This window comes from Rhizobium sp. N731, from assembly GCF_001664145.1.
Lineage (GTDB): Bacteria > Pseudomonadota > Alphaproteobacteria > Rhizobiales > Rhizobiaceae > Rhizobium > Rhizobium esperanzae.
In genome coordinates this window covers 358,264-384,699 of the sequence record NZ_CP013601.1, presented here as the reverse complement: position 1 = coordinate 384,699, position 26,436 = coordinate 358,264, and the positions used below count along the sequence as shown (strand labels likewise).

At 62.6% G+C, this 26,436-nt stretch carries 25 protein-coding genes and 1 pseudogene; 16 read left to right on the top strand and 10 right to left on the bottom strand.

From position 1 onward, the window contains the following. The first annotated feature begins 26 nt into the window (after positions 1-26). Positions 27-581 carry a methyltransferase family protein gene (locus AMK02_RS01905; RefSeq protein WP_064800432.1) on the top strand — a complete coding sequence of 185 codons (555 nt, stop codon included), beginning with the start codon at positions 27-29 and terminating at the stop codon, positions 579-581. Between the two features lie 87 nt (positions 582-668). Here AMK02_RS01905 and AMK02_RS01900 read toward each other — a convergent pair whose 3' ends face one another. Both AMK02_RS01900 and AMK02_RS01895 read right to left on the bottom strand, forming a co-directional pair. Beyond that, positions 669-926: a DUF1150 family protein gene (locus AMK02_RS01900; RefSeq protein ID WP_008524631.1), complete on the bottom strand. Its 258-nt coding sequence runs from the start codon at positions 924-926 to the stop codon at positions 669-671. A gap of 47 nt (positions 927-973) precedes the next feature. Then, positions 974-1,399 carry an Hsp20 family protein gene (locus AMK02_RS01895; RefSeq protein WP_010032703.1) on the bottom strand — a complete coding sequence of 142 codons (426 nt, stop codon included), beginning with the start codon at positions 1,397-1,399 and terminating at the stop codon, positions 974-976. A gap of 281 nt (positions 1,400-1,680) precedes the next feature. Here AMK02_RS01895 and AMK02_RS01890 point away from each other — a divergent pair, with 281 nt between their 5' ends. Further along, positions 1,681-2,625, top strand: coding sequence for a nucleoside hydrolase (locus AMK02_RS01890; protein ID WP_064800431.1), 945 nt, complete (start codon positions 1,681-1,683; stop codon positions 2,623-2,625). A gap of 38 nt (positions 2,626-2,663) precedes the next feature. Here AMK02_RS01890 and grpE read toward each other — a convergent pair whose 3' ends face one another. Both grpE and hrcA read right to left on the bottom strand, forming a co-directional pair. After that, the gene (gene grpE, locus AMK02_RS01885) at positions 2,664-3,299 is read right to left on the bottom strand and encodes a nucleotide exchange factor GrpE (RefSeq protein ID WP_064800430.1); all 636 of its coding nucleotides are present in this window, start codon (positions 3,297-3,299) and stop codon (positions 2,664-2,666) included. A 111-nt stretch (positions 3,300-3,410) separates the two neighbouring features. Next, complete coding sequence (gene hrcA / locus AMK02_RS01880) at positions 3,411-4,499, bottom strand: heat-inducible transcriptional repressor HrcA (RefSeq protein ID WP_064800429.1); 1,089 nt, start codon at positions 4,497-4,499, stop codon at positions 3,411-3,413. A 126-nt stretch (positions 4,500-4,625) separates the two neighbouring features. On the opposite strand from hrcA, the gene rph reads away from it, so the two are divergent. Genes rph through hemW form a run of 4 tightly spaced genes read left to right on the top strand, consistent with a single transcriptional unit; the run spans position 4,626 to position 7,624 of the window. Continuing rightward, positions 4,626-5,345 (top strand): ribonuclease PH, encoded by a 720-nt coding sequence (gene rph / locus AMK02_RS01875; RefSeq protein WP_064800428.1) that lies wholly within the window; start codon positions 4,626-4,628, stop codon positions 5,343-5,345. Beyond that, on the top strand, positions 5,342-5,767 hold the full coding sequence (locus AMK02_RS01870) for a VOC family protein (protein ID WP_064800427.1): 426 nt from the start codon (positions 5,342-5,344) through the stop codon (positions 5,765-5,767). The genes rph and AMK02_RS01870 overlap by 4 nt, the downstream gene beginning before the upstream one ends. Beyond that, a complete protein-coding gene (rdgB, locus tag AMK02_RS01865) occupies positions 5,768-6,412 on the top strand; it encodes an RdgB/HAM1 family non-canonical purine NTP pyrophosphatase (protein ID WP_064800426.1) in 645 nt (214 codons plus the stop codon). A 9-nt stretch (positions 6,413-6,421) separates the two neighbouring features. Further along, complete coding sequence (gene hemW, locus AMK02_RS01860; protein WP_064800425.1) at positions 6,422-7,624, top strand: radical SAM family heme chaperone HemW; 1,203 nt, start codon at positions 6,422-6,424, stop codon at positions 7,622-7,624. A gap of 61 nt (positions 7,625-7,685) precedes the next feature. On the opposite strand, the gene AMK02_RS01855 is transcribed toward hemW, so the two are convergent. The 5 genes from AMK02_RS01855 to mutM form a co-directional block, all read right to left on the bottom strand. Continuing rightward, entirely contained in the window at positions 7,686-8,768 is a 1,083-nt protein-coding gene (locus AMK02_RS01855) for a saccharopine dehydrogenase family protein (protein WP_064800424.1), read from the bottom strand. Between the two features lie 163 nt (positions 8,769-8,931). Beyond that, positions 8,932-10,482, bottom strand: coding sequence for a chromosomal replication initiator protein DnaA (gene dnaA, locus AMK02_RS01850; RefSeq protein ID WP_011423742.1), 1,551 nt, complete (start codon positions 10,480-10,482; stop codon positions 8,932-8,934). Between the two features lie 837 nt (positions 10,483-11,319). Beyond that, complete coding sequence (gene rpsT / locus AMK02_RS01845) at positions 11,320-11,598, bottom strand: 30S ribosomal protein S20 (protein WP_064800423.1); 279 nt, start codon at positions 11,596-11,598, stop codon at positions 11,320-11,322. Between the two features lie 191 nt (positions 11,599-11,789). After that, positions 11,790-12,563, bottom strand: coding sequence for an enoyl-CoA hydratase (locus AMK02_RS01840; protein ID WP_064800422.1), 774 nt, complete (start codon positions 12,561-12,563; stop codon positions 11,790-11,792). 23 nt (positions 12,564-12,586) lie between these two features. Further along, entirely contained in the window at positions 12,587-13,477 is an 891-nt protein-coding gene (gene mutM, locus AMK02_RS01835; protein ID WP_064800421.1) for a bifunctional DNA-formamidopyrimidine glycosylase/DNA-(apurinic or apyrimidinic site) lyase, read from the bottom strand. Between the two features lie 147 nt (positions 13,478-13,624). On the opposite strand from mutM, the gene ubiE reads away from it, so the two are divergent. The 10 genes from ubiE to AMK02_RS29880 all read left to right on the top strand — a co-directional run bounded on the left by ubiE (position 13,625) and on the right by AMK02_RS29880 (position 25,161). Next, positions 13,625-14,401, top strand: a complete 777-nt coding sequence (ubiE, locus tag AMK02_RS01830) for a bifunctional demethylmenaquinone methyltransferase/2-methoxy-6-polyprenyl-1,4-benzoquinol methylase UbiE (RefSeq protein ID WP_064800420.1) — start codon at positions 13,625-13,627, stop codon at positions 14,399-14,401. Positions 14,402-14,449: 48 nt separating this feature from the next. Next, a complete protein-coding gene (ubiB, locus tag AMK02_RS01825) occupies positions 14,450-16,024 on the top strand; it encodes a 2-polyprenylphenol 6-hydroxylase (RefSeq protein WP_064800419.1) in 1,575 nt (524 codons plus the stop codon). Positions 16,025-16,112: 88 nt separating this feature from the next. Continuing rightward, positions 16,113-17,681: an aromatic amino acid lyase gene (locus AMK02_RS01820; RefSeq protein ID WP_064800418.1), complete on the top strand. Its 1,569-nt coding sequence runs from the start codon at positions 16,113-16,115 to the stop codon at positions 17,679-17,681. A 137-nt stretch (positions 17,682-17,818) separates the two neighbouring features. Further along, complete coding sequence (locus tag AMK02_RS01815) at positions 17,819-19,198, top strand: dihydroorotase (protein ID WP_064800417.1); 1,380 nt, start codon at positions 17,819-17,821, stop codon at positions 19,196-19,198. Next, positions 19,195-20,475 (top strand): Zn-dependent hydrolase, encoded by a 1,281-nt coding sequence (locus AMK02_RS01810; protein WP_064800416.1) that lies wholly within the window; start codon positions 19,195-19,197, stop codon positions 20,473-20,475. Before AMK02_RS01815 ends, AMK02_RS01810 begins: the two co-directional genes overlap by 4 nt. Further along, on the top strand, positions 20,456-21,553 hold the full coding sequence (locus AMK02_RS01805; protein ID WP_064800415.1) for a DUF917 domain-containing protein: 1,098 nt from the start codon (positions 20,456-20,458) through the stop codon (positions 21,551-21,553). Before AMK02_RS01810 ends, AMK02_RS01805 begins: the two co-directional genes overlap by 20 nt. A 3-nt stretch (positions 21,554-21,556) precedes the next feature. Beyond that, positions 21,557-21,886 carry a TfoX/Sxy family protein gene (locus tag AMK02_RS01800; protein ID WP_064800414.1) on the top strand — a complete coding sequence of 110 codons (330 nt, stop codon included), beginning with the start codon at positions 21,557-21,559 and terminating at the stop codon, positions 21,884-21,886. A gap of 372 nt (positions 21,887-22,258) precedes the next feature. Next, the gene (locus tag AMK02_RS01795; protein WP_064800413.1) at positions 22,259-23,209 is read left to right on the top strand and encodes an IS110 family transposase; all 951 of its coding nucleotides are present in this window, start codon (positions 22,259-22,261) and stop codon (positions 23,207-23,209) included. Between the two features lie 59 nt (positions 23,210-23,268). After that, positions 23,269-24,930 carry a urocanate hydratase gene (locus AMK02_RS01790; RefSeq protein ID WP_064800412.1) on the top strand — a complete coding sequence of 554 codons (1,662 nt, stop codon included), beginning with the start codon at positions 23,269-23,271 and terminating at the stop codon, positions 24,928-24,930. A 54-nt stretch (positions 24,931-24,984) separates the two neighbouring features. Then, positions 24,985-25,161 (top strand): hypothetical protein, encoded by a 177-nt coding sequence (locus tag AMK02_RS29880; protein ID WP_442966361.1) that lies wholly within the window; start codon positions 24,985-24,987, stop codon positions 25,159-25,161. A gap of 15 nt (positions 25,162-25,176) precedes the next feature. Here AMK02_RS29880 and AMK02_RS01785 read toward each other — a convergent pair. Beyond that, a pseudogene (locus AMK02_RS01785) lies at positions 25,177-26,416 on the bottom strand (MFS transporter). Between the last annotated feature and the right edge of the window lie 20 nt (positions 26,417-26,436).

Genomic DNA, 26,436 nt, shown 5'->3' with positions numbered 1-26,436 from the left:
ACCAACCTTTCAAGGTGGACATCACGATGCAATTTCTTCTGGACTTTGTTATTTCGATCACCAGCCTGAGTGTCGTCGGGTTCTACGCGTGGTCGTTGCGAGGCCACTTCAACTCGCCGAAGATGGAAGCCGGAGCAAAGCTGATCACCGTCGTCGTCATCGCGACGACGGCGTTTTTCCTGTACCTGGTTTGGTCCGGGACGCAGATGCTATGGGTACAGGTAGTCGGATTGGGATTTGAAATCGGGTCGGCGGGCTTGTTCTGGTGGGCGGTGTCGGCGTCGCGAGAGGCCAGGTTGCGCTTTGTGTTCACCCTCGATCACCCAGATAGTCTTGTCACCGACGGTCCCTATCGCTACCTGCGGCACCCTTTTTACACGTCCTACCTGCTCTTCTGGTCGGGGTGGGCGCTGGCATCTTGGTCGATATGGTCGATCCTGCCGGTCTTATTTTTTACGGTTGTCTACGTGATTGCAGCCCGCAACGAGGAGAGGAAATTCGCCCTATCACCGCTGGCATCCGAATATGAAGCCTATCGGCGCAAGACGGGCTTGCTGACGCCGTGGTTCGATTGGCGATAATGTCGCGACATCCGTCCCGACCGCAGCGAAAACGAATAGAGCGACCGTGCACCGCAAGCAGTGAAACGTAGCAGACGGTCTTGACGGTCAGTGCAGGCTGACCGTCTTCAATTCGTCCTCGGCCGCTTTGAAGAAGGTGCTGGAACGGTTGTCCGTCAGCAGAATCGGCGTGCCGTCGGCGCCGAAGAGTGCCCAGAGATCGACGTTCGGATCGATATCCGGCGCCTCTGGAAAGCACTTGGCGACCTCTTCGGTGCGCATCTTTCTGATGTAGGCGACCTCGCCGTTGCCGATGTGGGCAAGCTCGGATTTGGTCAAGTGAGACGTGGCTTCTTTCATCAACATTCCTGTTCCTCCGGAAGAAGGGACCAACGGTTTTGGAAACCGTTGTGCTACTGTGAGACCGAAATGTTAATTTTCTTGACCATGCGGGCGGGTTCGGGTCGAATTAGATCGACGGAGAGCAGACCGTTTTTCAGGCCGGCGCCAAGGACCTGCATGCCGTCGGCCAGCACGAAGGTGCGCTGGAACTGGCGGGCGGCGATGCCGCGATAGAGATAGTCCCGCTCGCCCTGCTCGACCTGGCGGCCGCGGATCACAAGCTGGTTCTCCTCGGTGGAGACATCGAGCTCCTCCTCGCTGAAGCCGGCAACGGCAAGGGTGATGCGCAGACGCTCGGGCGCGCCGCTGTCGGCGGCGATACGTTCGATATTGTAAGGCGGGTATCCGTCGCTCGCCTTGGAAATGCGCTCCAGCGTCTTTTCCATAGCGTCGAAGCCCAGAAGCAAAGGGCTGGCGAAAGGGGTAATGCGGCTCATCTCTTTTCAAGTCCTTGATGCAAGCGACCATCCCGGACCTAAAAGTGCAGCATCCGGATGCCGCTAATATGGGGGCATGATCACGGCGCTGCAAGGCGCGCGCGACCCTCCCGGATTTAAACATCTGTCAATTTCGAACGGCGGCGCCTGCCTCCTTGCTTGACAAAGGACCTGCTGCCTCGCATCAAAACATGCCCGCGCGGAATGTGCCGATTTGTGACGGGAAATGAAGAGATGGTGTCTGCCGGGACAAGCGGCATGCCGAGAACGGGACGATTGAAATGGCAAGCGCGAGAAAGATCATCATCGACACCGATCCCGGCCAGGATGACGCGGCCGCCATCATGCTGGCTTTCGGCAGCCCCGATGAGCTCGAGGTGCTGGGGATCACGACGGTCGCCGGCAACGTGCCGCTGTCATTCACCAGCCGCAACGCGCGCATCGTCTGCGAGCTCTGCGGCCGCACGGATGTGAAGGTTTTCGCCGGCGCCGACAAGCCGATCGCCCGCAAGCTGGTGACGGCAGAACATGTCCACGGCAAGACCGGCCTCGACGGCCCAGTTCTCGATGAACCGACTATGGCGCTGCAGCCCGGCCATTCCGTCGATTTCATCATCGAGACGCTGCGTCGCGAGCCGGAAGGCGCGGTGACGCTCTGCACGCTCGGGCCGCTCACCAATATCGGCATGGCCTTTGAGAAGGCGCCCGACATCATCCCCCGCATCCGCGAACTGGTGATGATGGGCGGTGGCTTTTTCGAGGGCGGCAATATTACGCCGGCCGCCGAATTCAACATCTATGTCGATCCCGAGGCGGCCGACATCGTTTTCCGCTCGGGCGTTCCGATCGTGATGATGCCGCTCGACGTGACGCACCAGCTGCTGACCCGCAAGGACCGGGTCAAGCGCATGGCCGAGATCGGCACGGCGCCGGCAAAGGCCATGGTCGAAATGTTGGAATTCTTCGAGCGCTTCGACATCGAAAAATACGGTTCCGACGGCGGGCCGCTGCACGACCCGACGGTTGTCGCCTATCTGCTGAAACCAGAGCTTTTTCAGGGCCGCGACTGCAATGTCGAAATCGAGGTCCAGTCCGAACTCACCGTCGGGATGACTGTCGTCGACTGGTGGCATGTGACCGAGCGCAAGCGCAATGCCAAGGTCATGCGCACCGTCGATGCGGACGGCTTCTTCGATCTGCTGATCGAACGCTTCGCCCGCATCTGAATTTTCTTCCTTCTCCGAGGCGGAGAAGGAAAACGACCTCAGGCGTCCTTCTCGTCGAAGACGGAATTGATTTCGGCCTCGACCGGCTTCGGGCCGCCCTTGGCAACGCCGACCATGGCCGGGCGCAGGACGCGTTCGCCGATGGTGAAGCCGGCCTGCACGACCTGGACGACGGTATTGTTCGGCACTTCGGAGTTCGGCACCTCGAACATCGCCTGATGGAAATTCGGATCGAATTTCTGGCCAACCGGCTCCAGCTTGCGAACGCCGTGGCGCTCCAGCGCCGAGAGCATCGAGCGCTCGGTCATCTCCACACCTTCGATCAGCGTGGTGAGGCCGGCATCGGCCGTGGCCTTGGTCTCCGGAGAGATGGCGTCCAGCGCCCGGCGCAAATTGTCCGAGACGGCGAGCATGTCCCGGGCGAAACCGGCGACGGAATAGGATTTCGCATCCTTGACCTCGCGCTCGGTGCGGCGGCGCAGATTATCCATCTCGGCGGCAAGGCGCAGATAGCGGTCACGCAGCTCGGCATTCTCGGCCTTCAGGAGGTCGAGCGGATCCGGCTGGTTTGCCTCCTCCTGCCCGACAGTGGCAGTCTCGACGTTGACGGCAGCGTCGGCTGCGGCGTTGGCCGCAGTTGCGTCAGGTCCGTTTTTCGTCGTTTCATCGGTCATGACGGTCTCCGGTTGGTATTTTCAGATGCGCCCGATATCGAGGTTTGACCGGAAAAAATCAAGTCTGCGTGACGAAGAAGCGAAAATTCCGCGGCTTCGTCAGTGATGACATCAAAGCGGATTGCGCGACAGGCGGGAGACGAGCTGGGCGGTATAATCCACCATCGGCACGATACGGGAATAATTGAGCCGCGTCGGGCCGATGACGCCAACGGCGCCGACGATCCGGTCGTCGTCGTCGCGATAGGGCGCGACGATGAGCGACGAGCCGGACAGCGAGAAGAGCTTGTTTTCCGAGCCGATGAAGATGCGCACGCCCGAACCGCTTTCGGCGAGGTTGAGAAGCTCGATCAGGCTGTCCTTCTTTTCGAGATCGTCGAACAGCATGCGCAGCCGGTCGAGATCTTCGGCGCCGGCGAGGCCTTCGAGCAGGTTGGCGCGGCCGCGGATGATCAGCTGAGCAGGCTTTCCCTCGTCCGGGCTGCCGGCCCAGACGGCGATGCCGCGCTCGACAAGATCGCGCGAGAGCGCATCGAGTTCGTGACGGACATCATCCTTCAGCCGGCTTAACTGTTTGCGCAGCTCCGGCAGCGTCTGGCCGGACATGTGCGCGTTGAGGAAATTCGCCGCCTCCGTCAGCTGCGAGGAGGTGACGCCCGCCGGCAGTTCGATGATGCGGTTTTCCACCTGGTCATGATCGCCGACGAGCACAGCGAGCGCCTTTGTCGGTTCAAGCCGGATGAACTCGACATGTTTCAGCACCGGATCGCTTTTCGAGGTGATGACGAGGCCGGCCCCGCGCGAGATGCCCGAAAGCATGCGGCTCGCTTCGTTCATCATCGATTCCACCGGATTGCCGCCGCTTTCGGCCCGCACCTGGCGATCGATATTGGCGCGCTCCTCGGCGGAGAGGTCGCCGATCTGCATGAATGCATCGACGAAGAAGCGCAGCCCGATCTGGGTCGGCAGCCGGCCGGCGCTGACATGCGGGGAATAGATGAGACCGAGCTCTTCGAGATCGCTCATGACGTTGCGCACCGAGGCCGGCGACAGCGACATCGGCAGCAGGCGCGACAGATTGCGCGAGCCGAGCGGCTCGCCGCTTTCGAGATAACCTTCGACGATGCGGCGAAAAATTTCCCTGGAGCGCTCGTCCAGTGCAGCAACGGCATCCGAAACCGACGTCGACCTGATGCCCATGAACCTTTTCAAACCCGCGCTGATGATGCTCCCGAAAATATAGTCAAACTCGCACCCGTGGCAAAAGGGAATTTGCAAATGGGCGCCGCCAATCGTAGAAGCGGTCAACAACTCCAGGAGATGAGAATGCGGCCTTCAGGCAGAAAAACCGACCAGATGCGCAAGGTCTCGTTCGAGCGCAATTTTTCCAAGCATGCGGAAGGCTCCTGCCTGGTGAAATTCGGCGATACGCACGTGCTTTGCACCGCAAGCCTCGAGGAAAAGACGCCGCCGTGGCTGCGCAACACCGGCAAGGGCTGGGTGACGGCCGAATACGGCATGCTGCCGCGGGCGACCGGCGAGCGCATGAAGCGCGAGGCCGCCGCCGGCAAGCAGGGCGGCCGCACCCAGGAAATCCAACGGCTGATCGGCCGGTCGCTGCGCGCCGTCGTCGACCTGCAGGCGCTCGGCGAAAAGCAGATCACGCTCGATTGCGACGTCATCCAGGCCGATGGCGGCACACGGACGGCCTCCATCACCGGCGGCTGGATCGCGCTTTACGACTGCCTGAAATGGATGGAAAGCCGCAACATGATCAAGGTCGACCGGGTCCTGAAGGATCACGTCGCAGCCATCTCCTGCGGCGTTTTCGCCAGCCAGCCGGTCATCGACCTCGATTATCTCGAGGATTCCTCGGCCGAGACCGATGCGAACTTCGTCATGACCGGCGCCGGCGGCATCGTCGAGATCCAGGGAACTGCCGAACGCACGCCGTTCAGCGAAGAGGAATTCAGCTCGCTGATGCGGCTTGCCAAGAACGGCATCGGCGAACTCGTCGCCCTGCAGAAAGAGGCGATTGCGGGATGAACGCCATGCTGGAAGGCATGTTGGAAACCGCGCTCTATGCGCGCGATCTCGATCAGGCCGAGACGTTCTACGAGGGCGTTCTCGGGCTTGAAAAGATCGCCCGCGCCGGCAACCGTCATGTCTTCTTCCGCTGTGGGCCAGGCGTTCTCCTCATCTTCAACCCCGAGGAAACGATAAAGCCGCCGGCACCCGACGCGCTGCAGGTGCCGCCACACGGCACGACCGGGCAAGGCCATGCCTGTTTCCGGGTATCTGGCCGCAACATAGATGCGATGGCCGAACAGCTGAAAGCAGCTGGCGTTGCGATCGAATCCGAGGTGCACTGGCCAAATGGCGGCCGCTCGATCTATTTCCGCGACCCTGCCGGCAACAGCCTGGAATGCGCGGAGGCTAAAATCTGGGGCATCGAACAGGATATTTGAATGCGCAAGCTCGAAACCAAAACCATCGTCGTCGCCAGCCACAATGCCGGCAAGATCCGCGAGATCCAGGAATTGATCGGGCCGCTCGGCTTCACCGCCAAATCCGCCGCCGAACTGAATTTCGTCGAACCTGACGAAACCGGCACGAGCTTCGAGGAGAATGCGACGATCAAGGCGGTCGCCTCGGCCCATGCCGCCGGCATGCCGGCGCTTTCGGATGATTCCGGCCTGGTGGTCGACGCGCTCGGCGGCGATCCCGGCGTCTACACCGCCAACTGGGCGGAAAGGGCAGACGGCACGCGCGACTTCGACATGGCGATGGCCAAGGTGGAAAAGGCGCTGCAGGACGCCGGCGCTACGACGCCGGAACAGCGCGGGGCGCGTTTCGTCAGCGTGCTCTGCCTTGCCTGGCCGGACGGGCATACCGAGCTTTTCCGCGGCGAGGTGGAAGGCCATGTCGTCTGGCCGCCGCGCGGCACCCAAGGCTTCGGCTATGATCCGGTTTTCCAGCCCGAGGGTTATGCCGTCACCTTCGGAGAAATGAGCGGCGAGGAGAAACACGGCTGGAATGTCGGCAAGCCGCAGGCGCTGTCGCATCGGGCCCGTGCCTTCAAACTTTTCGTCGAAACCTGCCTGGAGGCATAAGATCTGTTCGTGGGCAATTTCGATACGCCAAGCCTCTCGCGCGACGCCGCGCTGCTGCCCGATACCGGCGAGCCCGGCTTCGGCGTCTATGTGCATTGGCCCTTCTGCGCGGCGAAGTGCCCCTACTGCGACTTCAACAGTCATGTGCGCCATCAGCCGGTGGATCAGGAGCGCTTTGCATCAGCCTTTCTGAAGGAGATGGCGGCAGTCCGGGCGATGAGCGGTCCGAAGACGGTGACAAGCATCTTCCTCGGCGGCGGCACGCCGTCGCTGATGAAGCCGGAGACGGTCGATGCCATTCTCGACGGCATCGCGCGGCACTGGCATGTGCCCGCCGGCATTGAAATCACCATGGAGGCCAACCCGTCGAGCGTCGAGGCTGAACGGTTTCGCGGCTACCGGGCGGCCGGCATCAACCGCGTCTCGCTCGGCGTGCAGGCGCTTGATGATCGCGATCTGAAATTCCTCGGCCGGCTGCATGACGTCGCCGACGCCCTGAAGGCGATCCGGCTGGCGCGCGAGATCTTCCCGCGCATGTCCTTCGACCTCATCTATGCCCGGCCGGACCAGACGGTCGAGGAATGGGAGAAGGAACTGAAGGAAGCGATCTCCTATGCCGTCGACCATCTGTCGCTCTATCAGCTGACCATCGAGGAAGGCACGCCCTTCTTCGGTCTGCACAAATCAGGCAAGCTGATCGTGCCGGACGGCGAGCAATCGGCCCTGCTCTACGAGGCGACGCAGGAGATCACGGCGCGTGAGGGCATGCCCGCCTACGAGGTCTCCAATCATGCCCGGCCGGGTGCCGAAAGCCGACATAATCTGACCTATTGGCGTTACGGCGATTATGCCGGCATCGGTCCGGGCGCGCACGGCCGGCTGACGCATGGGCATGAGAAGCTTGCGACGGCGACCGAGCGCAAGCCGGAAGCCTGGCTCGAGATGGTCGAGCGCGACGGCCACGGTATTATCGACCAGGAGCGGCTCGGTTTCGAGGAACAGTCGGACGAACTGCTGCTGATGGGACTGCGGCTGAGGGAAGGCGTCGATCTCGCCCGCTGGCAGCAGCTTTCGGGCCGTGAGCTCGACCCGAAGCGCGAGGAATTCCTGCTCGAACACAAATTCGTCGAGCGGATCGGCAATTCGCGCCTGCGCTGCACGCCATCGGGCATGCTGATCCTCGATTCCGTCGTCGCCGATCTCGCCTGCTGACATCCAACGAGGTTGATCCGGGCGCGACAGCGACATCGCCGTCCGCGCCGGAAAACATGTCTCAGCCGTGGCTGGTCGCGCCCGCCTTGAACAGGCTGCCGGTCGGCGTCTTCAGGAACGTCTCCAGTGGAATGTGCTCCTGGTGCAGGAAGCCCGTCGCCGGCAGGAGGCCGTCGCGGACCATCTCGATGACGGCAACGACGGAGGCCGAGGTCGTCCAGGCAATTGCCGTGCGGCGCGCGCCGGCAATCTCGATCGGATAATAGGCGCGCACGAATTCCTTGCGGCGCAGGCTGCCATTCTCCGTTCCCTCGGCCGCGACATGGACGTAGACGACATCGTCTTCGACAGGCGGCTTGGCATTGGTCAGGATCTCGCCGGCGAGCTTGCGCTTGTCGCGCATCAGGAGCTCATGGAAGAAGAAGTTCATCAGCTCCATATGGCCGGGATAACGCATGGTCTTGTAGTCGAGATTGTCGACCTTGCCGAGCATGGTGTCGCACATGGTGCCGAGGCCGCCCGAGGTCGTGAAGGCTTCGAGCTTGACGCCGCCGACATAGACCGTCTCATGCCATTCCATCGGCGAGACCAGCTTGCGCACACCGCCCTCGATGACCTCGCAATCGTTCAGATATTCGTTGACGACGCCTTCCGGCGACCAGTTGAAGGCATAGCCGAGAAGGCCGGTCGGATGCTGCGGCAGTGCGCCGACGCGCATGCGGATCGAGCGGCAGCGCTCGAAGCCGTCGGCAAGGCTTGCGCCGACGATGCCGACGAAACCCGGCGCCAGTCCGCATTGCGGCGCCATCAGGCCGCGGGCGGTCTTCGACAGTTCGATGATGAAGTTGGTGGTCGCAACGTCTTCGGTCAGATCGAAATAATGGATGCCGGCAAGATGGGCGGCGCGGGCCAATTCGATGTTGAGGTGATAGGGAAGGCAGGAAAGCACCGCCTCGACGGTGGAGAGCAGCTCGCCGATCACCTGAGCGTCGGAAATATCGCCGGTGCGGCACTTGAACGGGACCTCACCCAGCGGCAATTGCGCGTCGACACCGATGACCTCGAAGCCGCCTTCATGCAACAGCGTCGCCGCCAGCCGGCCGACCTTGCCCAGGCCGAGAACGGCAACCTTTTTAAAACTCATGCATATCCTCCCACGCGCCCGCTTCGACGCTTTCGTTTTTATCCGATGCGCGTCGCTCCAAATCGGACGTGCACGGGATGGCTGGAGGTATAGAATAAAAAGCTTATAAAGGAAAACGGCCGGAATCGCTCCCGGCCGTCGAATTCCCTCGAAAATCCACCAATTATTCGTTGATCAGCCGCTTCAGCAGCTCGATTTCGTGCGAAAGCTTGGTGTCTCCTGATATCAGCTCTTCGATCTTGCGCACGGCGTGCAGCACCGTCGTGTGATCACGCCCGCCGAAACGGCGGCCGATCTCGGGGAAGGAGCGCGGCGTCAGCGTCTTCGACAGATACATGGCGATCTGGCGCGGCTTGACGATGACGCGGGTGCGGCGGTTGGAGACCAGTTCCTGGCGCGAGACGTTGTAGTGCCTGGCGACGATGCGCTGGATGTCTTCGATGCGCACGCGGCGCGGCTCGCCCGAACCGACGAGATGGGCGAGCAATTCGTCGACGCGCTCGATCGACAGGTTCGGCTCGAAGGAGCGGCGGAAGATCAGCTGGTTAAAGGCGCCTTCGAGTTCGCGTCCGCTGGCCGTGATGTTGCGGGCGACATGCTGCAGCAGATCTGCCGGAATTTCGAGCGACGGATCCTCGAGACGGGCCGCGGCCAGACGCCGCTTGAGGATTTCGAGGCGCATTTCGTAATCCGGCGCGTCGAGTTCGATGGCAACGCCGCCCTGCAGGCGCGAGCGGACGCGCGGATCGAGAGACTCCAGCTCCCATGGCGCCCGGTCGGCGGCGACGACGACCTGCTTGGCGCTGTCGAGCAGCATATTCAGGAGATGGCAGAATTCGTGCTGGATCATCTTGCCCTGCAGGAACTGCATGTCGTCGATGATCAGGAGATCGATGTTGCGCAATGAATCCTTCAGCGTCAGCGCGTCGTTGTCGCGGATCGCCGTGGCGAAGCGCCACATGAAATATTCCGCCGTCAGATAGACGACGCGCAGAGCCCGCGGGTTCTGCACCGCCGCATTGGCGATCGCCTGCAGAAGATGGGTCTTGCCGAGGCCGACCGTCGAATGGACGAAGAGCGGATTGAAGCGCACGGCGCCGGAGCCGACTTCCGCGATTGTCTTGGCAGCCGCAAGCGCGACGCGGTTCGAGCTGCCTTCCACGAAGGTATCGAAGGTGAAGCGGCTGTCGAGCGGCGAGCCGAAGAGCGGCGTGCCGAGGCTTGCGGGCCTTGCGGCGGCAACGGCCGAAACCGCCTGCTGGACGGCCTGGCCAGCCGGCTGGGCGCTCGGCGGACGGCGCATCTGCGCGGGAGCAGCGGGCTCAGGCTGGACCACCTCGTCGGCGGCCTTCATGCCGCTGCGCGTTGCCGTGCGCACGAGGATTTCGATCTTCATGATTTCCGGATCTTCGGCCTGGAACAGACCGGTGATAAGGTCGAGATAACGATTGTTGATCCACGACTTCAGGAAGGTCGTGGGAACTGACAGGCGAACAACGCTCTTCGATACCGAATGCAGCTTCAACCTGGCAAACCAGCTGGCATAGACGTCAGGACCGACCTGGGCCTTCAAGCGCGCGCTGACGCGCTCAAACAAAATGCTCTGCTTCATTTCCGCCTTTGCTTCCCCCACTTCCTGGCGAATGGAGCCGAACGCCTGCGGTGCCGCATCCCCATTGTCGAGCCCGCCCGCCATCATCGTATTCATCTGCATAATGCCGCCTTTCAATTCCACCGGGCGGCCTCCGCTAAACAGCCGCCCGATCATTCCCCGCTTTGACGGGCTGGCGGCATCCTCATGAAGCCACTCGCCTGCCGGTTCACTCAAACACGGCACGGAAGCTCGTTGCAGGTACCGCATTCATGCGGCGCCTTCATCGGCTTTCGGTGCCAGGCTTGTCGGTCAATCCTCGTTTTCGGCCGACCAGCCCGAACGCAATATTACTATCCCTATCCAGCATCCTCACGTTAAACGTGTGGTTGCCATAGGCACAAAACATCCCTGCCCGTAACAGCCACGTTACGGCCCAAATCCGTCAAGTGCTTGAAAAAACGGAAGCGCAAGGCTCCGTAACAGATGGCACAAACGTATCGCCCTGCCGACGTGGCAGTTAAGACCGAACTCTGCAGGTGATGTCCGCGCCCTCTGTTGGACGCCATTTAGGCAGGATCAAATGGCAAGATCAACGATGAATTTTACGCAAAATTAAGATGCGACCATTGACTCCGGCCGCCCTTTTCGGGCGTCACACCAGCGTCAAAAAAGAATCGCAGTTGAATCAAAGAGATTCCCCGTTCGGGCTATTTTGACACGCAAAGAAAGAAAAAAAATAAAAATCTTCTTGACTCGCCCGTGATCCGCAAAGGTTTGGCCAGAGTCGCGCGATGGGAAAGCATCCTTGCGCAAGCCATTGTTTTTAAATGACTTTTCCTGTCATGGCGCTGACACGAAACAGTCGTGAGATTCACCATGCAGAGGTCGTTCGGCAGAATCGAAAAAGCCCGGTAAAATTACCGGGCTAATCATAACGAGGAGGTCGTTAATGGATTATTACGCGGTCGTGGAGACCGACAGAGCCTTCACACGAGCGGCCAGGCGAGAGACCTTGCGCGATGCCGTGTTGGAGTGCAGCACGCCCTTGCTGGCGGCGCGGGCGAGTTCCGGCTGAGCGGCCAGGAAAGCTGCCTTCGCCTTGTCGGCGTCACCGGATGCGATGGCCTCTTCGACCTGGCGAACGAAAGTACGAACGCGCGAGCGACGAGCCTTATTGACGTCGGTACGGCGGGCGATCTTGCGGGTCGCTTTTTTCGCCGAAGTTGTATTGGCCATGGATGCCTCTCTCAAGAATTCGAACAAACTCCGCCATTACCGCGGGCCCTGCGGCCACCAAATCCAGCAATACGGGAGCAATCGCGGAAAACCAGAGCGGCTTTCCGAACCGTGGGCGGGCATATAACCCTAAAGCCGGCCCACGTCAACGCGGATTTTCAAGCTTTCCGGCGGCAAGCGCCGAAAAGCATTCAACGGTGCTTAAAGGCAGGTTTGCGCTTCTCGATGAAGGCGGTCATGCCCTCTTTCTGATCGTCCGTGGCAAAGAGACTATGAAACAGGCGGCGTTCGAACCGCAACCCTTCCTCCAGCGTCGTCTCAAAGGCGCGGTTGACCGCCTCCTTGGCCATCATGACCGAGGGCTGCGAAAGCGAGGCGATCTTTTCGGCCGCGGCAAGCGCCTCGTCGAGAAGACGCTCGGGCGCCACCACACGCGAAACGAGTCCGGATCGTTCCGCCTCGGCCGCGTCCATCATGCGGCCGGTCAGGATCAGGTCCATGGCCTTCGCCTTGCCGACGGCGCGCGTCAGCCGCTGCGAGCCGCCCATGCCGGGAATGACGCCAAGGGTGATCTCCGGCTGGCCGAACTTCGCGGTCTCCGAGGCGATAATGAAATCGCACATCATGGCGAGCTCGCAGCCACCGCCGAGGGCAAAACCGCTGACGGCAGCGATCACCGGCTTGCGCGCCTTGGCGACGTCATCCCAGCCGCTGATGAAATCACTCTTATAGATATCGGCGAACTGAAGCGACTGCATCTCCTTGATGTCGGCGCCGGCGGCAAAGGCGCGTTCGGAGCCGGTGAGCACGATCGCACCGACGGCATCGTCTTCATGGAAAGCGGCATAGGCCTGCTTCAGTTCCCTCAGCACGGTGGAGTTCAGCGCGTTCAGCGCCTGCGGGCGGTTCAGCGTGACGAGGCCGACAGGGCCTCGGGTTTCGACGATCAAGGTCTCGTAAGCCATGCTGTTCTCCCGATTTCTTACTGTTATTTCTGACAGGCGGCGCAATAGAAGGTGGAGCGGCCCGCCTGCACGACACGGGCGACCGTAGCGCCGCAGCCGGGCGTGCCGCAAGCCTCACCTTCGCGATCATAGACGGAGAAGGAATGCTGGAAATAGCCGAGCGATCCGTCGGCCTGGATATGGTCTCGCAGCGACGATCCGCCGGCGGCGATTGCATCGGCGATGACGTCGCGGATCGACGCGACCAGCATGTCGAGCTCATGCTTCGGCCGGCCGCCCGGCGTCACCAGCGTGCCGGCAGCACGAAGCGGCGACAAATGCGCGCGCCACAGCGCCTCGCATACATATATATTGCCGAGACCGGCAATGTTCTTCTGGTCGAGCAGCGCGCTCTTCAGCGGCTGCGCCTTGTCGCGAAAACGTTCGGCCAGATAAGCGGCGCCGAGTTCGTTTCCCGTTGGCTCCGGGCCGAGATCGCGGAAGAAGGGATGGGCGGCGAGATCGGCGCGTCCGACCATATCCATGAAGCCGAAACGGCGCGGGTCGTTGTAGATGACGCGGCGTGCGCCGTCCGGACCCTGCAGATGAAAGACGACGTGATCGTGTTTCTCATCCTTCGAGCTGGCGTGGTGGAACTCGCCCGGCATTGCGGAGGCGGAGTTCTCCTCGATGCGAAAGGAACCGGACATGCCGAGATGGGAAATCAGCGTGTTGCCGTCATCGAGATCGACCAGCAGATATTTGGCGCGGCGACCAAGGCCGATGATGGTGCGGCCGGAAACCTTGTCGGCCAAGGCATCGGGAAAGGGGAAGCGCAAATCCTTGCGCCGCAGTTCCAGCCTGGCAATGCGAGCGCCTTCCATCGCCGGCGCAAGGCCGCGCTTGACCGTTTCGACTTCTGGCAATTCCGGCATCTTAACCCATCTCTATCGAACGTGTTTCAACCGAGGACGATGTGCGCTATAGCGCCATGTGCCGCGGAGAGCGCGGTCCAGTGATAACGTCGCGCGCGGTCTTTCGCTACGGTCGCCGCGCCGATCTTCAAGGAACGGAGCAGCCTGATGTCAGAAAGCCGCACTTCCGCCGATGGCGGCATGGAGACCTCCTACGGCTTCCGCGAGGTGCCGGGCGGCGAGAAACAGGGTCTGGTCAATCAGGTGTTCCACAAGGTCGCCAAGCGCTACGACATCATGAACGATGTGATGTCGATGGGCATGCACCGGGCCTGGAAAGATGCGATGATCTCGGCGCTCAACCCGCGCAAGGAGCCGGGTTACAAGGTGCTCGACGTTGCCGGCGGCACCGGCGACATCGCCTTCCGCATCATCGAGGCCTCGGGCCGGCAGGCACATGCGACGGTGCTCGATATCAACGGCTCGATGCTCGGCGTCGGCGCCGAACGGGCGGCAAAGAAGAAGCTTTCCGACAATCTCACCTTCATCGAGGCGAATGCCGAGGAACTGCCCTTCGAAGCCGCGAGCTTCGATGCCTATACGATCGCCTTCGGCATTCGCAACGTGCCGAGGATCGACAAGGCGCTGTCCGAGGCCTATCGCGTGTTGAAACGCGGCGGACGGCTGCTGGTCCTGGAGTTTTCGGAAGTCGATATGCCGCTTCTCGACAAGATCTATGACGCCTGGTCTTTCAACGCCATTCCGCAATTCGGCAAGGCGATCACCGGCGATGCCGAACCCTACCAGTATCTCGTGGAATCGATCCGCAAGTTCCCGAACCAGGAGAATTTCGCGGCGATGATCCGCCAAGCCGGATTTTCGCGCGTCACTTATACGAATTATACCGGCGGCATCGCCGCGCTGCATTCCGGCTGGAAGCTCTGAGGGAATGAACGAAAAAAAGACGGACCTCCCTCGATGGGGCACTTCAGCATGAGCACTTTCGGAGCCTATTTCCGCCTTTGGCGTGTCGGTTGGGTGCTCGTGCGTGAGGGTGTCGTATCGGCCCTGCCGTCCGAAGGTCTGCCGCCTTCGGTCGCCCTTGCCAAATCCTTCGTCACGATTTTCGAGCGCAGCAGGGCGCGGCATCAGAAGCGCAGCGATCGGCTGGCGCAGGCGGTCGAGCGGCTCGGCCCCTCCTATGTCAAGATCGGCCAGTTCCTGGCGACACGGCCCGACGTCGTCGGCGTCGAATTCGCCAACGACCTGTCGCAGCTTCAGGACCGGATGGCCTTCTTCCCCTCGGCTGCCGCAAAGGCGAATATCGAAGGATCGCTCGGCCGGCCGATCGACGAACTCTATGTGAGCTTCGGCGAGCCCATCGCCGCCGCCTCGATCGCGCAAGTGCATCCGGCCGAAGTCGAAACGGCAGAAGGCCGAACGAAGGTCGCCGTCAAGGTCGTCCGACCGGGCGTGCGCCAGCGTTTTGTCCATGACATCGAGGCAATGTATCTGGTCGCCCACATGCAGGAGCGGTTCATGCCGTCCAGCCGGCGGCTGCGGCCGATCGAGGTGACGAAGACGCTGGAACAGACGACGAAGGTGGAGATGGATCTTCGCCTGGAGGCGGCAGCGCTTTCGGAGATTGCCGAAAACACCGACAGCGATCCCGGTTTTCGCGTGCCGAAGGTCGACTGGGAGCGCACGGGCCGCGACGTCATCACCATGGAATGGATCGACGGCACGAGAATGTCCGACGTCGAGGGCTTACGCGCTGCCGGCCACGACCTCAACCTGCTCGCCGATACGCTGATCCAGTCCTTCCTGCGCCATACGCTGCGCGACGGTTTCTTCCATGCCGACATGCATCCGGGCAATCTCTTCGTCGATGCCGGGGGCATGATCGTCGCCGTCGACATGGGCATTGTCGGGCGGCTCGGCAAGAAGGAGCGACGGTTCCTCGCCGAGATCCTCTATGGCTTCATCACCCGCGATTACATCCGTGTTGCAGAGGTGCATTTCGAGGCCGGCTACGTGCCCGGCCACCACAATGTCGAAAGCTTCGCCCAGGCGATCCGGGCAATCGGCGAGCCGATCCACGGGCAGCCGGCCGAAACCATCTCGATGGGCAAGCTCCTGACGCTGCTGTTCGAAGTGACCGAACTCTTCGACATGGCGACACGGCCGGAGCTTGTGATGCTGCAGAAGACCATGGTCGTGGTCGAAGGCGTGTCGCGCATGCTCAACCCGCGTTTCAATATGTGGAAGGCTTCCGAGCCCGTCGTCGGCGACTGGATCCGCACCAATCTCGGCCCGAAGCGGATCGTCACCGACCTCAAGGACGGGCTGAAGGCGGCGGTCAAGCTCGCCGAAGCCGCGCCCGAGATCGCGGCGAAAACCGAGAAATTCCACCATCAGCTGCTGCATATGAGCGAACATGGCCTGCGTTTCGACGACCAGACGGCCGAGGCGATCGGCAAGGCCGAGGCGCGTCACAACCGCTCGGCCAGGATCGCGCTCTGGGTGATCGCATTGACGCTTCTCTATATTGCCTGGATGCTGAGCTGACCGCTCCGATAACATGCTGTGTTCGGCATTTAGGATATCCCATGTGACGGAGGGCTCGCTTAGTCTCGCAGTTTAGGAGATACGGCACATGCAGCACGAACGCCCCGGCATCGAACTTTCCGGACGACCGCTCGGTTTTGCCGAGATGGTGACGATTGGTGCCGGCAAGGCGAGGATTTCGGCTTCACCGACCGGCATGGCCCGCATCGCGATTGCCCGCGAGATCGTCGAGGACGCGATTGCCGCCGGCACGCCCGTCTACGGATCGACGACTGGCGTCGGCGCCATGAAGGACGTGGAGTGGTCGGCCGACGAACTCGACACCTTCAATCTCGGCCTGGTGCGTGCCCATCACTTCGGCACCGGCACGCCGTTTTCCTGCAATGTCGTGCGCAATGCCATGGCGATCCGCGTCAACACGGCGCTGACCGGCCAGGTCGGCTGCACGCCGGAGCTGATCGAGGCCTATATCAGGATGCTGGAGGCCGATCTCATCCCGGTCGTGCGCCGCACCGGCTCGATCGGCTGCGCCGATATCGGCCTGATGGGGCAGATCGGCGCGGTGCTGACCGGTGTCGGTGAAGCGGTCTATCGCGGCAACCGGATGCAGGCGGCCGACGCTTTCCGGGCGGCGGGACTGGAACCGGTGCGGATGGCGCCGCGCGACAGCCTCGCTTCGCTGAGTGTCAACGCGGTGAGCTTTGCGGCGGCGGCGGAAACGACGCGCAATGCCGCGGCCTCGATCCGTATTCTGCTCGCCACCGGGATGATGGCATCAGGTGCGCTCGGCGCCTCCCGCGATCCGTGGAAGGCAGTCCGCCACGTCGGCACGGCGCGCGAGGCGCTGATCGGCGCCTGGCTCTGCAACGCCTCGGACGAATGGGACTGGCCGGTTGCAACGCATGTGCAGGATCCGCTCAGCCTGCGCATGATCGCCCAGGTGTTCGGCGCCGTCATCGAAAATCTGCTTTCGACCGGCCACAAGATCCTTGCCGCCACCGGACGCTCGGACGACAATCCGGTTGTGGTCGAGGGCCGGGTGATGACATCAGGCGGTTCGCTTCCGCTCGATGTGACGATCCTGCTCGAATCGGCCGCACTCTGCATGGCGCATGCGGCGCGCAACGCCTTCAACCGCTGCGTCATTCTCGGCAACGGTCAACGGCGCGACCTGCCGGTCAACCTCGTGCCGCCGGGCCGGATTGCCACCGGCTTCGGGCCGATCATCAAGCTTGCCGGCGAAATCTTCTCGCGCGTCCTGTCGATGTCAGGTCCCGTTTCGGCGCAGTCGCTTGTCGTTGCGGCCGGGCTGGAGGACGAGGCCGCCTTCCTGCCGCTGGTCATCGAGCGCTTCGAGCGGCAGATGCAGGCGCTGAAGCGCCTCGCGGCACTCGAGGCGCTCTTGTCTGCCCAGGCGATCGACATTCTCGGCGATGAACCGAAGGGCGTGGCCGGCATGCTCTACGACGTCGTGCGCAAACATGCGGCCTTTTATACCGTCGACCGGCCGCTTTCGGCTGAGGTGGAGGCGATCGAGGAAGAACTCGGATCGGACACCTTTCTCGCGAAGCTGACCGAACAGGTTCCGATCGCCTCCTTCGACGATTTTTTCGCACTCGGTTCGCCGGAGCCCATCGAGGAGCGGCTGGCCAGCTGAACAGGATGATGTCCGGCCAGGGACTGAAAATCTGGATCCTGTTCTACATTAACCGGTCGGGGCCGTGCGAAAGACGCTCGCGCTTTTGGCGTTCTGCCCCGGCCGGCAACGGTGACTTCAGTCTAGGAGGAAGCGGCATGGACTTCGATCTCGTTCTGCAGGGCACGGTGGTGCTGCCGCATCGCATTCTCGACGAAGGCTATGTCGCTGCCCGCGACGGCAGGATCGCCGAGGTCGGCCTCGGCGTACCACCTTCAGCGCGTGAAAGGCATCTGCTCGGCAAAGCACTGATCCTGCCCGGTGCGATCGACGCCCAGGTGCACTCGCTTTCGCAGAAAGACCAGGAAGACTTCATCTGGTCGACGCGTTCGGCGGCGGCCGGCGGCGTCACGACGATCGTCGACATGCCCTATGACGAGGGTGATCTCGTTTGCTCGGCGGCGGCGGTCAAACGCAAGATCGACCATGCCGGGCAGCAGGCGCGTGTCGACTTCGCGCTTTACGGCACCGTCGATCCGGAAGAAGGCCCGGCGCGGATCGGCGAGATGGTCGAGGCGGGCGTCGCCGCCTTCAAGTTTTCCACTTTCGGCACCGACCCCAAGCGCTTTCCGCGCATTCCGCCGGCCCTGCTCGACGCCTGCTTCGCGGCGATCGCGCCGACGGGGCTGACGGCGGGCGTGCACAATGAGGACGACGAGGCGGTGCGCAGCTATATGGCTGAGGTGAAGGCGAGCGGCATCACCGACTGGCGGGCGCACGCCCTGTCGCGACCGCCGATCACCGAACTTCTGGCGATGCACACGATCTTCGAGACGGGTGCGGCCACCGGCTGCCCGGCGCATGTGGTGCATTGCTCGCTCGGGCGCGGCTACGATATCGCCCACGCCTATCGGCGTGACGGTTTTGCGGCGACCGCCGAATGCTGCATCCATTATCTGACGCTCGACGAAGAGAATGACGTGAAGCGCCTCGGCGGCAAGGCGAAGATCAATCCGCCGCTACGGCCGCGCGCCGAGGTGGAGAAGCTCTGGCGGAAGGTGGCGGAGGGTGATGTCTGGCTGGTTTCGACCGATCACGTCAGCTGGTCGGAGAACCGCAAGACCAATCCCGACATGCTCGCCAACGCATCCGGCGTGCCGGGTCTCGAGGTCATGGTGCCGCTTTTCGTCAAAGGCGCGATCGAGCGCGGCATTCCGCTGACTTGGGCGGCCCGGCTGATGGCCGAGAATCCGGCCAAGCATTTCCGGCTCGACCATATCAAGGGGGCGCTGACGCCGGGCAAGGACGCCGATATTACCGTGCTGGAACCGCGGGAAAGCGTCTATGATGCATCGGCCAGCGGCAACAATGTCGTCGGCTGGAGCCCCTATAACGGCATCCGCCTGCCGTGGACGGTTACGGCTACCTATCTGCGCGGCGAAAAGATCGCCGAAGGCGGCAAGGTGCTGGCCAAGCCCGGCACCGGCCGGTTCGTCCGGCCGCCGCCGCGCCACCTCATTGCGGGGGCCAGTGCATGAATCGCAATCTTCCCGTCAATGCCAGCCGGATCGCTGAGGATATCGTGGCGCTGGCCGAAATCACCGAGCCGGGGCACCCCTGGACGCGGCGGGCCTTCTCGCCGCTCTTTCTCGAAGGCCGGGCCTATCTCGAAGCGCGGATGAAGGCGGCCGGACTGGAAACGCGGATCGACGCGGCTGGCAATCTGATCGGCCGGCGCACGGGTCGCAAACCGTGGCTCGGCACGATCATGCTCGGTTCGCATTCCGACACGGTGCCCGACGGCGGCCGCTTCGACGGCGTTGCCGGCGTGATTGCGGCGCTCGAGGTGGCGCGGGCGCTGCATGACCAAGGCCTGGAACTGGACCACGATCTGGAGATCGTCGATTTCCTTGCCGAGGAGGTCAGCATCTTCGGCGTCTCCTGCATCGGCAGCCGCGGCATGACCGGGCAGTTGCCGGAAGCCTGGCTGTCGCGGGCAAGCGGCGGCCTCGATCTTGCCGGCGGCATCGCCCGGGTGGGCGGCGAGCCCGGCGTGCTGGGACAGCAGAAGCGGCCCGATCTGGCAGGCTTTCTGGAGCTTCATATCGAGCAGGGGCCGGTGCTCGAAGCCGAAAGGGAGGATATCGGCATCGTCACGGCAATCTCCGGCATCACCCGCATCGAGATCACCGTCGAGGGACGGGCCGACCATGCCGGCACGACGCCGATGGACAGGCGGGCGGATGCGCTGGTCGCGGCCTCGCAACTGGTGCTCGACATCCGCAATGCTGCCGCCGAGCTTGCCAGGACGCCGGGACATTTCGCGGCGACGGTCGGTGAGTTCAGGATCGAGCCGAACGCGGCCAATGTCGTCCCCTCGAAGGTCGTGCTGCTGATCGACGGGCGCGCGGAAATCCGCCCCGACATGGAAGCCTTCTGCCGCTGGCTCGACGGCCATGTCGAAAAGCTGGCGACCGCTTACGGCGTGACGATCGAGGCGCCGAACCGGGTTTCCGACAATCTGCCAACGCCCAGTGATGTCGCGCTCCTTTCGACGCTGGAGACCGCCTGCGAACGCGTCGGCGCAAAATACCGGCGCATGGCCTCCGGCGCCGGGCACGATATGGCCTGGATCGCCAAGGTGGCGCCGGCGGCAATGATCTTCGTGCCCTGCCGCGGAGGTCGCAGTCATTGCTCCGACGAATGGGCCGACAATGAGGATATTGCGCTCGGCGCAGCCGTGCTTTTCGAGGCGGTGCGCGAGATGGACAAGGATTTGAAGCGGGAGAAGGCCGATGGGACGCATACTGGTTGAGAAGGACGTCGAGGCGGGTGTCAAAGGCGGCTCCGTCTATGCCGCCGGCGGCGGCGGCTGGGCCGATCACGGCCGGATGCTCGGGCTTGCGGCCGTCACCATCGGCAAGCCGGAGCTGGTATCGGTCGACGAATTGAAGGATGACGACTGGATTGCCACGGCGGCGGCGATCGGCGCGCCGGCCTCCACCACGCCCTGGGAAATGCAGGGCGTCGATTATGTGAAGGCGGTGCAATTGCTTCAGGAGGCGCTCGGCGAAAGACTTTCCGGGCTGATCATCGGCCAGAACGGCAAATCGTCGACGCTGAACGGCTGGCTGCCATCGGCGATTCTCGGCACCAAGGTGGTCGATGCCGTCGGCGATATCCGCGCCCACCCGACCGGCGACATGGGCTCGATCGGCATGGCCGCCTCACCCGAGCCGATGATCCAGACCGCCGTCGGCGGCAACAGGGCCGAGAACCGCTACATCGAGCTGGTGGTGAAGGGTGCGACGGCCAAGATCTCGCCGGTGCTGCGCGCCGCGGCCGATCAGTCCGGCGGCTTCATCGCCAGCTGCCGCAATCCGCTCCGGGCTTCTTACGTGCGCAGCCATGCCGCACTTGGCGGCATCTCGATGGCGCTTGCGCTCGGCGAAGCGATCATTGCGGCGGAGAAGCGTGGCGGGCCAGCGGTCATCGATGCGATCTGCAAGACGACGGGCGGGCATATCCTCGCCGAAGGAGTCATCAGCCGGAAGGACGTCGTCTACACCAGGGAGGCCTTCGACATCGGCACCATCACCGTCGGCTCGGGCAATAAATCGGTGACGCTGCATGTGATGAACGAATATATGGCCGCGGACGATGCGGGTGGCGGGCGGCTTGCCACCTTTCCCGCCGTGATCACCACGCTGTCGCCTGAGGGCGAGCCGCTGAGCGTCGGGCAGTTACAGGAAGGCATGCAAATCTTCATCCTGCATGTGCCGATGGATATCATTCCGCTATCGGCTAGCGTACTCGATCCGACAGTTTATCCCGTCGTCGAAAAGGCGATGGGAATCGAGATCGCGCGTTATGCACTGGCGGCGAAGGCCTGAGCCATGGCACGCGATCCCGGCCTTGAAGAACTGCTGCGTGAGGAACTCGGCGATCGTCCTGGGCTCAGCGAAAAATCCATGTTCGGCGGCCGCGCCTTCCTGCTGAACGGCAATCTTCTCTGCGGCGCCCGCAGTGACGGCATGCTGATCCGTCTCGGCAAGGGCAACGATGATTGGGCGCTGGCGCTGCCGGGCGTAATCCGGATGCTGATGGGCGAGCGTGTCATGCACGGCTGGCTGCGCGCCTCCGCCGAGGCTTACGGCGACGATGCCCTGAGACGGCGTCTGCTCGATGCGGCGCTTGCCTATGTGGAATCGCTGCCGGGCAAGTGACGCCATTTCCCTTCTCCCCAGTGGGGTCCGAAGGACGGGTCGAGACCTGCGGCTAGACCCCGGTCAGATGTCCGAAGGACAGATGAGGAGGTGAGCGACGCCAGGAGCGAATGCGCTGAGCGCAAGCGAAGAGCAATGGAGGGCGTGCCGTGCGGCCCCCTCATCCGACCCTTCGGGCCACCTTCTTGGATGAGCAAAATGTAGGATACTGATGCCTGCCGGGCGGGTGGCCGCCCGCCCGGCAGCTGGTTGTCGGATCGTCACCTTCTTAGCCGTTAGGGGCTGTGGGGAGCAGGATCGCAACCGGCTCTTCATCTGGCCCGTGTGGTTGCAGGAACCTTGGGGTTCGTATCCAAGACAGGGACGACGAAGATGACCGATAATAGCATGATTTGTGCCGGAATCGATGTCGGCAAAAGCCATCTCGACATTGCCCTCCATCCCGGCCGCGCAAGGCTGAGGGTCACTTATGACGCTGCTGGCCTGAAGGCGCTTGACGCCTTTCTTCAAGAGCATGACGTCAGCCGCATCGGCTTCGAAGCCTCCGGCGGCTATGAATGGCGGTTGCTGGCGCATCTGCGGGCCGGCAAGCGGCCGGCGGCGCGTCTGCAGCCGGCGCAATTGCGCTTCTTTGCCAAGAGCCGGCTCAAGCGAGCCAAGAACGATCGCCTCGATGCCGTGCTGATTGCGCTCTTCACGGCAAGTCTCGAGCAGTTGCCGGCGCTGCCGGATGCACGCCTCGACAAACTGGCGGCCGAACTGACCTATCTGGAACAGATCGAGCAGCAGATCGCCCTGATCAAAACCTTTGCCGAGACCGCCTTGTCGGAGGCGATCAAGCGCCGTCATGCGCGCGAGGTCGCCCGCCTCGAAACCTGCCGAAAGGCCCATCTGCTGCGGCTCGAAAAGATGGTTCGCGACGATTGTGACCTTTCGCAACGGCTCGATCTGCTGACCTCTATTAAGGGCATCGGGCTGCGCAGCGCCCTGTGCCTGATCATTCGGCTGCCCGAGCTCGGCCATGCCAGCCGCGCCGAGATCGCCGCCCTTGCCGGCGTCGCACCCTATGACGATGATAGCGGAAAATATCATGGCAGACGCCGCATCCAGGGTGGTCGCGAACGCCTGCGAAAGAGCCTGTTCATGTGCGCGTTTACGGCAACCCGGCACAATCCGGATCTCGCCTCTTTCTACGCCCGCTTGCGTCAGAACGGAAAGGATCACCTGTGCGCCGTCATAGCCGTCGCACGCAAACTCATCGTTCTCGCCAACACAATCCTCTCTCGAAAGACCGAATGGACGCCACAATACCAGCAAAAATGAAACATGGTTGCTCCCCGCTGGGGAGAAGGGAAAAGCAGAAACCAAGCGAGGAACCCACGATGCCGAAGGCCAATCCACGTCATCCGAAATTTCCGATTCCCGGCGGGCCGGAGTTGCGCGCCAAGGGCTGGCGGCAGGAGGCGCTACTGCGGCTGCTCGAAAACGTGCTCGCCGTCGGCGAGGATCCCGACAATCTGATCGTCTATGCCGCGCTCGGCAAGGCCGCCCGCAACTGGGCGGCGCACAAGGGCATTGTCAAGGCGCTGACGGAGATGGATGAGGACCAGACGCTGCTCATCCAGTCCGGCAAGCCGATCGGGCTCGTAAAGACCCATGCCAGGGCGCCCCTTGTCATCATGGCGAACTGCAACATCGTCGGGCAATGGGCAAAGGCCGAAGTGTTCTACGAGCTGCAGCGCAAAGGGCTGATCTGCTGGGGCGGGCTGACGGCCGGGGCCTGGCAATATATCGGCAGTCAGGGCGTCATCCAGGGCACCTACGAGATTTTCATGCGCATTGCCGAACGTCGCTTCGGCGGCGATCTCCAAGGCCGCTTCGTGCTGACGGCCGGCCTCGGCGGCATGGGCGGGGCACAGCCGCTCGCCGGCCGCATGGCGGGCGCGGCGATCCTCTGCGTCGACATCGATCCGGAGCGGGCGCGCAAACGCCAGCAGATCGGCTATCTCCAGGAGATCGCGCCGGATCTCGATACCGCCCTTCAAATGATCGATAGGGCGGTGAAGGACAAGCGGGCGCTCTCCGTCGGGCTCGTCGGCAATGCGGCGGAGGTTTATCCCGAGATTGCCCGGCGCGGCATCGTGCCCGATATCGTCACCGATCAGACCTCGGCGCATGACCTCGTCTATGGCTACGTGCCGAAGGGCATGAGCCTCGATCAGGTCAAAGGCTTGCGCGACGATGGCCAGGGGCAATTGATGGCGGCAAGCCGCGCCTCGATCGTCGAGCATGTGACGGCGATGCTGGAGTTCCAGAAGAAGGGCTCCGAAGTCTTCGACAACGGCAATCTCATCCGCACGCAAGCCCGCGAGGGCGGTGTGACCAACGCCTTCGATATTCCGATCTTCACCGAAGCCTATCTGAGGCCACTCTTTGCCCGGGCGATCGGACCGTTCCGCTGGATGGCTCTGTCAGGCGAGGAAAGCGATATCGCGCGGATTGACGACCTGCTCATCGAGATGTTCCCCGACAACAAGATCATTACCAACTGGATCCGGCTGGCGCGCGAGCACGTCCCCTTCGAAGGGCTGCCGGCGCGCATCGCCTGGCTCGGCCACGGCGAACGCACGATGCTGGCGCGGCGTGTCAATGCGCTGGTTGCGAGTGGCGAACTCAAAGGGCCGGTCGCCTTCTCGCGCGACCATCTCGATGCCGGCGCCATGGCGCATCCGAATATCATGACCGAGCGGATGAAGGACGGCTCCGATGCGATCGCCGACTGGCCGCTGATCGATGCGATGATGCTCTGCTCCTCCATGGCCGATCTCGTCGTCGTCCATTCCGGCGGCGGCGGCTATGCCGGCTATATGACGAGCTGCGGCGTCACCGTGATCGCCGACGGAACCGATGCCGGAGACGAACGCCTCGACCACGCGCTGACCAACGACACGGCGCTCGGCGTCATGCGCTATGCCGATGCCGGATATGACGAGGCGTTTGATGAGGTGGCGAGGAAGCAGGTGCCCTATCTCGGGCTTGGTTGAAACGGACCGAGGATTGCTAAATATCATTGTCATATCTCATTCGGAGCGAATGACATGGAACGCAAAGCGGGGGAAATCCGCGCCGCTCTGCATGCATCGGGAACGCCGATCGGACTCTATCGCGTGTTGATTGCCGGCCAGGCCACCGCCCGCCGCCTCACCCTGATTACCCGTAATCTCAAGGAGTTCGAACGAGTGGCAGAGTTGCGGGTGGAGAATTGGGAGCGTTAGCTCTCGCACTCCAAATTATCGCACATTTCTCGCAAAGTGCTGGGCGACACAGGCCGAGATAAAGGCCAGCGCCAGCATGGCAAGGGGTGAAGACGACGACAGCTGCCCAGCCTTCGACCGCGAAGAACCAGCCGCCGGCCGAGCCTATCAGGCTGGAGCCGACGTAATAGGCCAGCATGTAGATCGATGAAGCGTGCCCCTTATTGCCAAAGGCAAGTTTGCCGACAAGGCCGCTGGCGATGGAATGGCTCATGAAGAAGCCGGTCGTCAGCACGATGATACCGAGGATGATCGACGGCAGCGAGGCGAAGAGCGTCAACGCGCTGCCGGCAGCCGTCATGGCGAGGCCGAAGAGAAGCACCGGAAAGTGACCGATCCGGTCTCCCAGCAGCCCGCCGGTCGAGGCGGCGCCGATGCCGAAGAGATAGACGGTGAAGATCAGGCCGAGTTCGGTCTGGTTGAGGCCGTAGGGCGGCGCTACCAGGCGGAAACCGGCATAATTATAGATCGTCACGAAGGAGCCCATCGCCAGGAAGGCGATGGCGAAGAGGAAGGGCAGCGCCGGATTTCTGAGATGGCCGAGCCAGGCTTTCGCGTGAAAACGCGGATCAAAGCCGGGCCGGCGAACGAAATTCCGTGATGGCGGCAGAAGGGCGATGAAGCCAATCGCCGCGGCAAGTCCGATGGCGCCGACGAGGAAGAGCGCCGGGCGCCAGCCAAAATATTCGGCAGAAATGCCGGTGAGCACGCGACCGGACATGCCGCCGAAGGCCGTGCCGCCGACGTAGAGGCCCATGGTGGCGCCAAGGCCGCGCGGATCGATTTCTTCGGCAAGATAGGCCATGGCGACGGCCGGCACGCCGCCGAGAACGAAGCCCTGCAGGGCGCGGATGACGAGCAGCAGGTGCCAGTCCGGCGCAAAGGCGGTAGCGATCGTCAATAGAGCCGCTCCAAGCAGCGATATCGACATCAGGCTGCGGCGGCCGATTCCTTCCGAAACGGCGGCGGCGCAGACGATGGCGACGGCGAGAAAGCCGGTGGAGAGCGACAGCGACAGCGAGCTTTCGGCCGGACTGACGGAAAATTCCTGCGAGAAGACCGGCAATAGCGGCTGCACGCAATAGAGCAGCGAGAAGGTGGAAAAACCGGAGAGAAAAAGCGCCAGGCTGGCGCGGCGGTAAGCGCCTGTACCGCGCGTCAAATAATGCTTTTCTGCTGCGATCGCGGTCTTCGCGGTTTGCGCTGGCGGCGGCATATCTTCATTCCCGTGAGCCT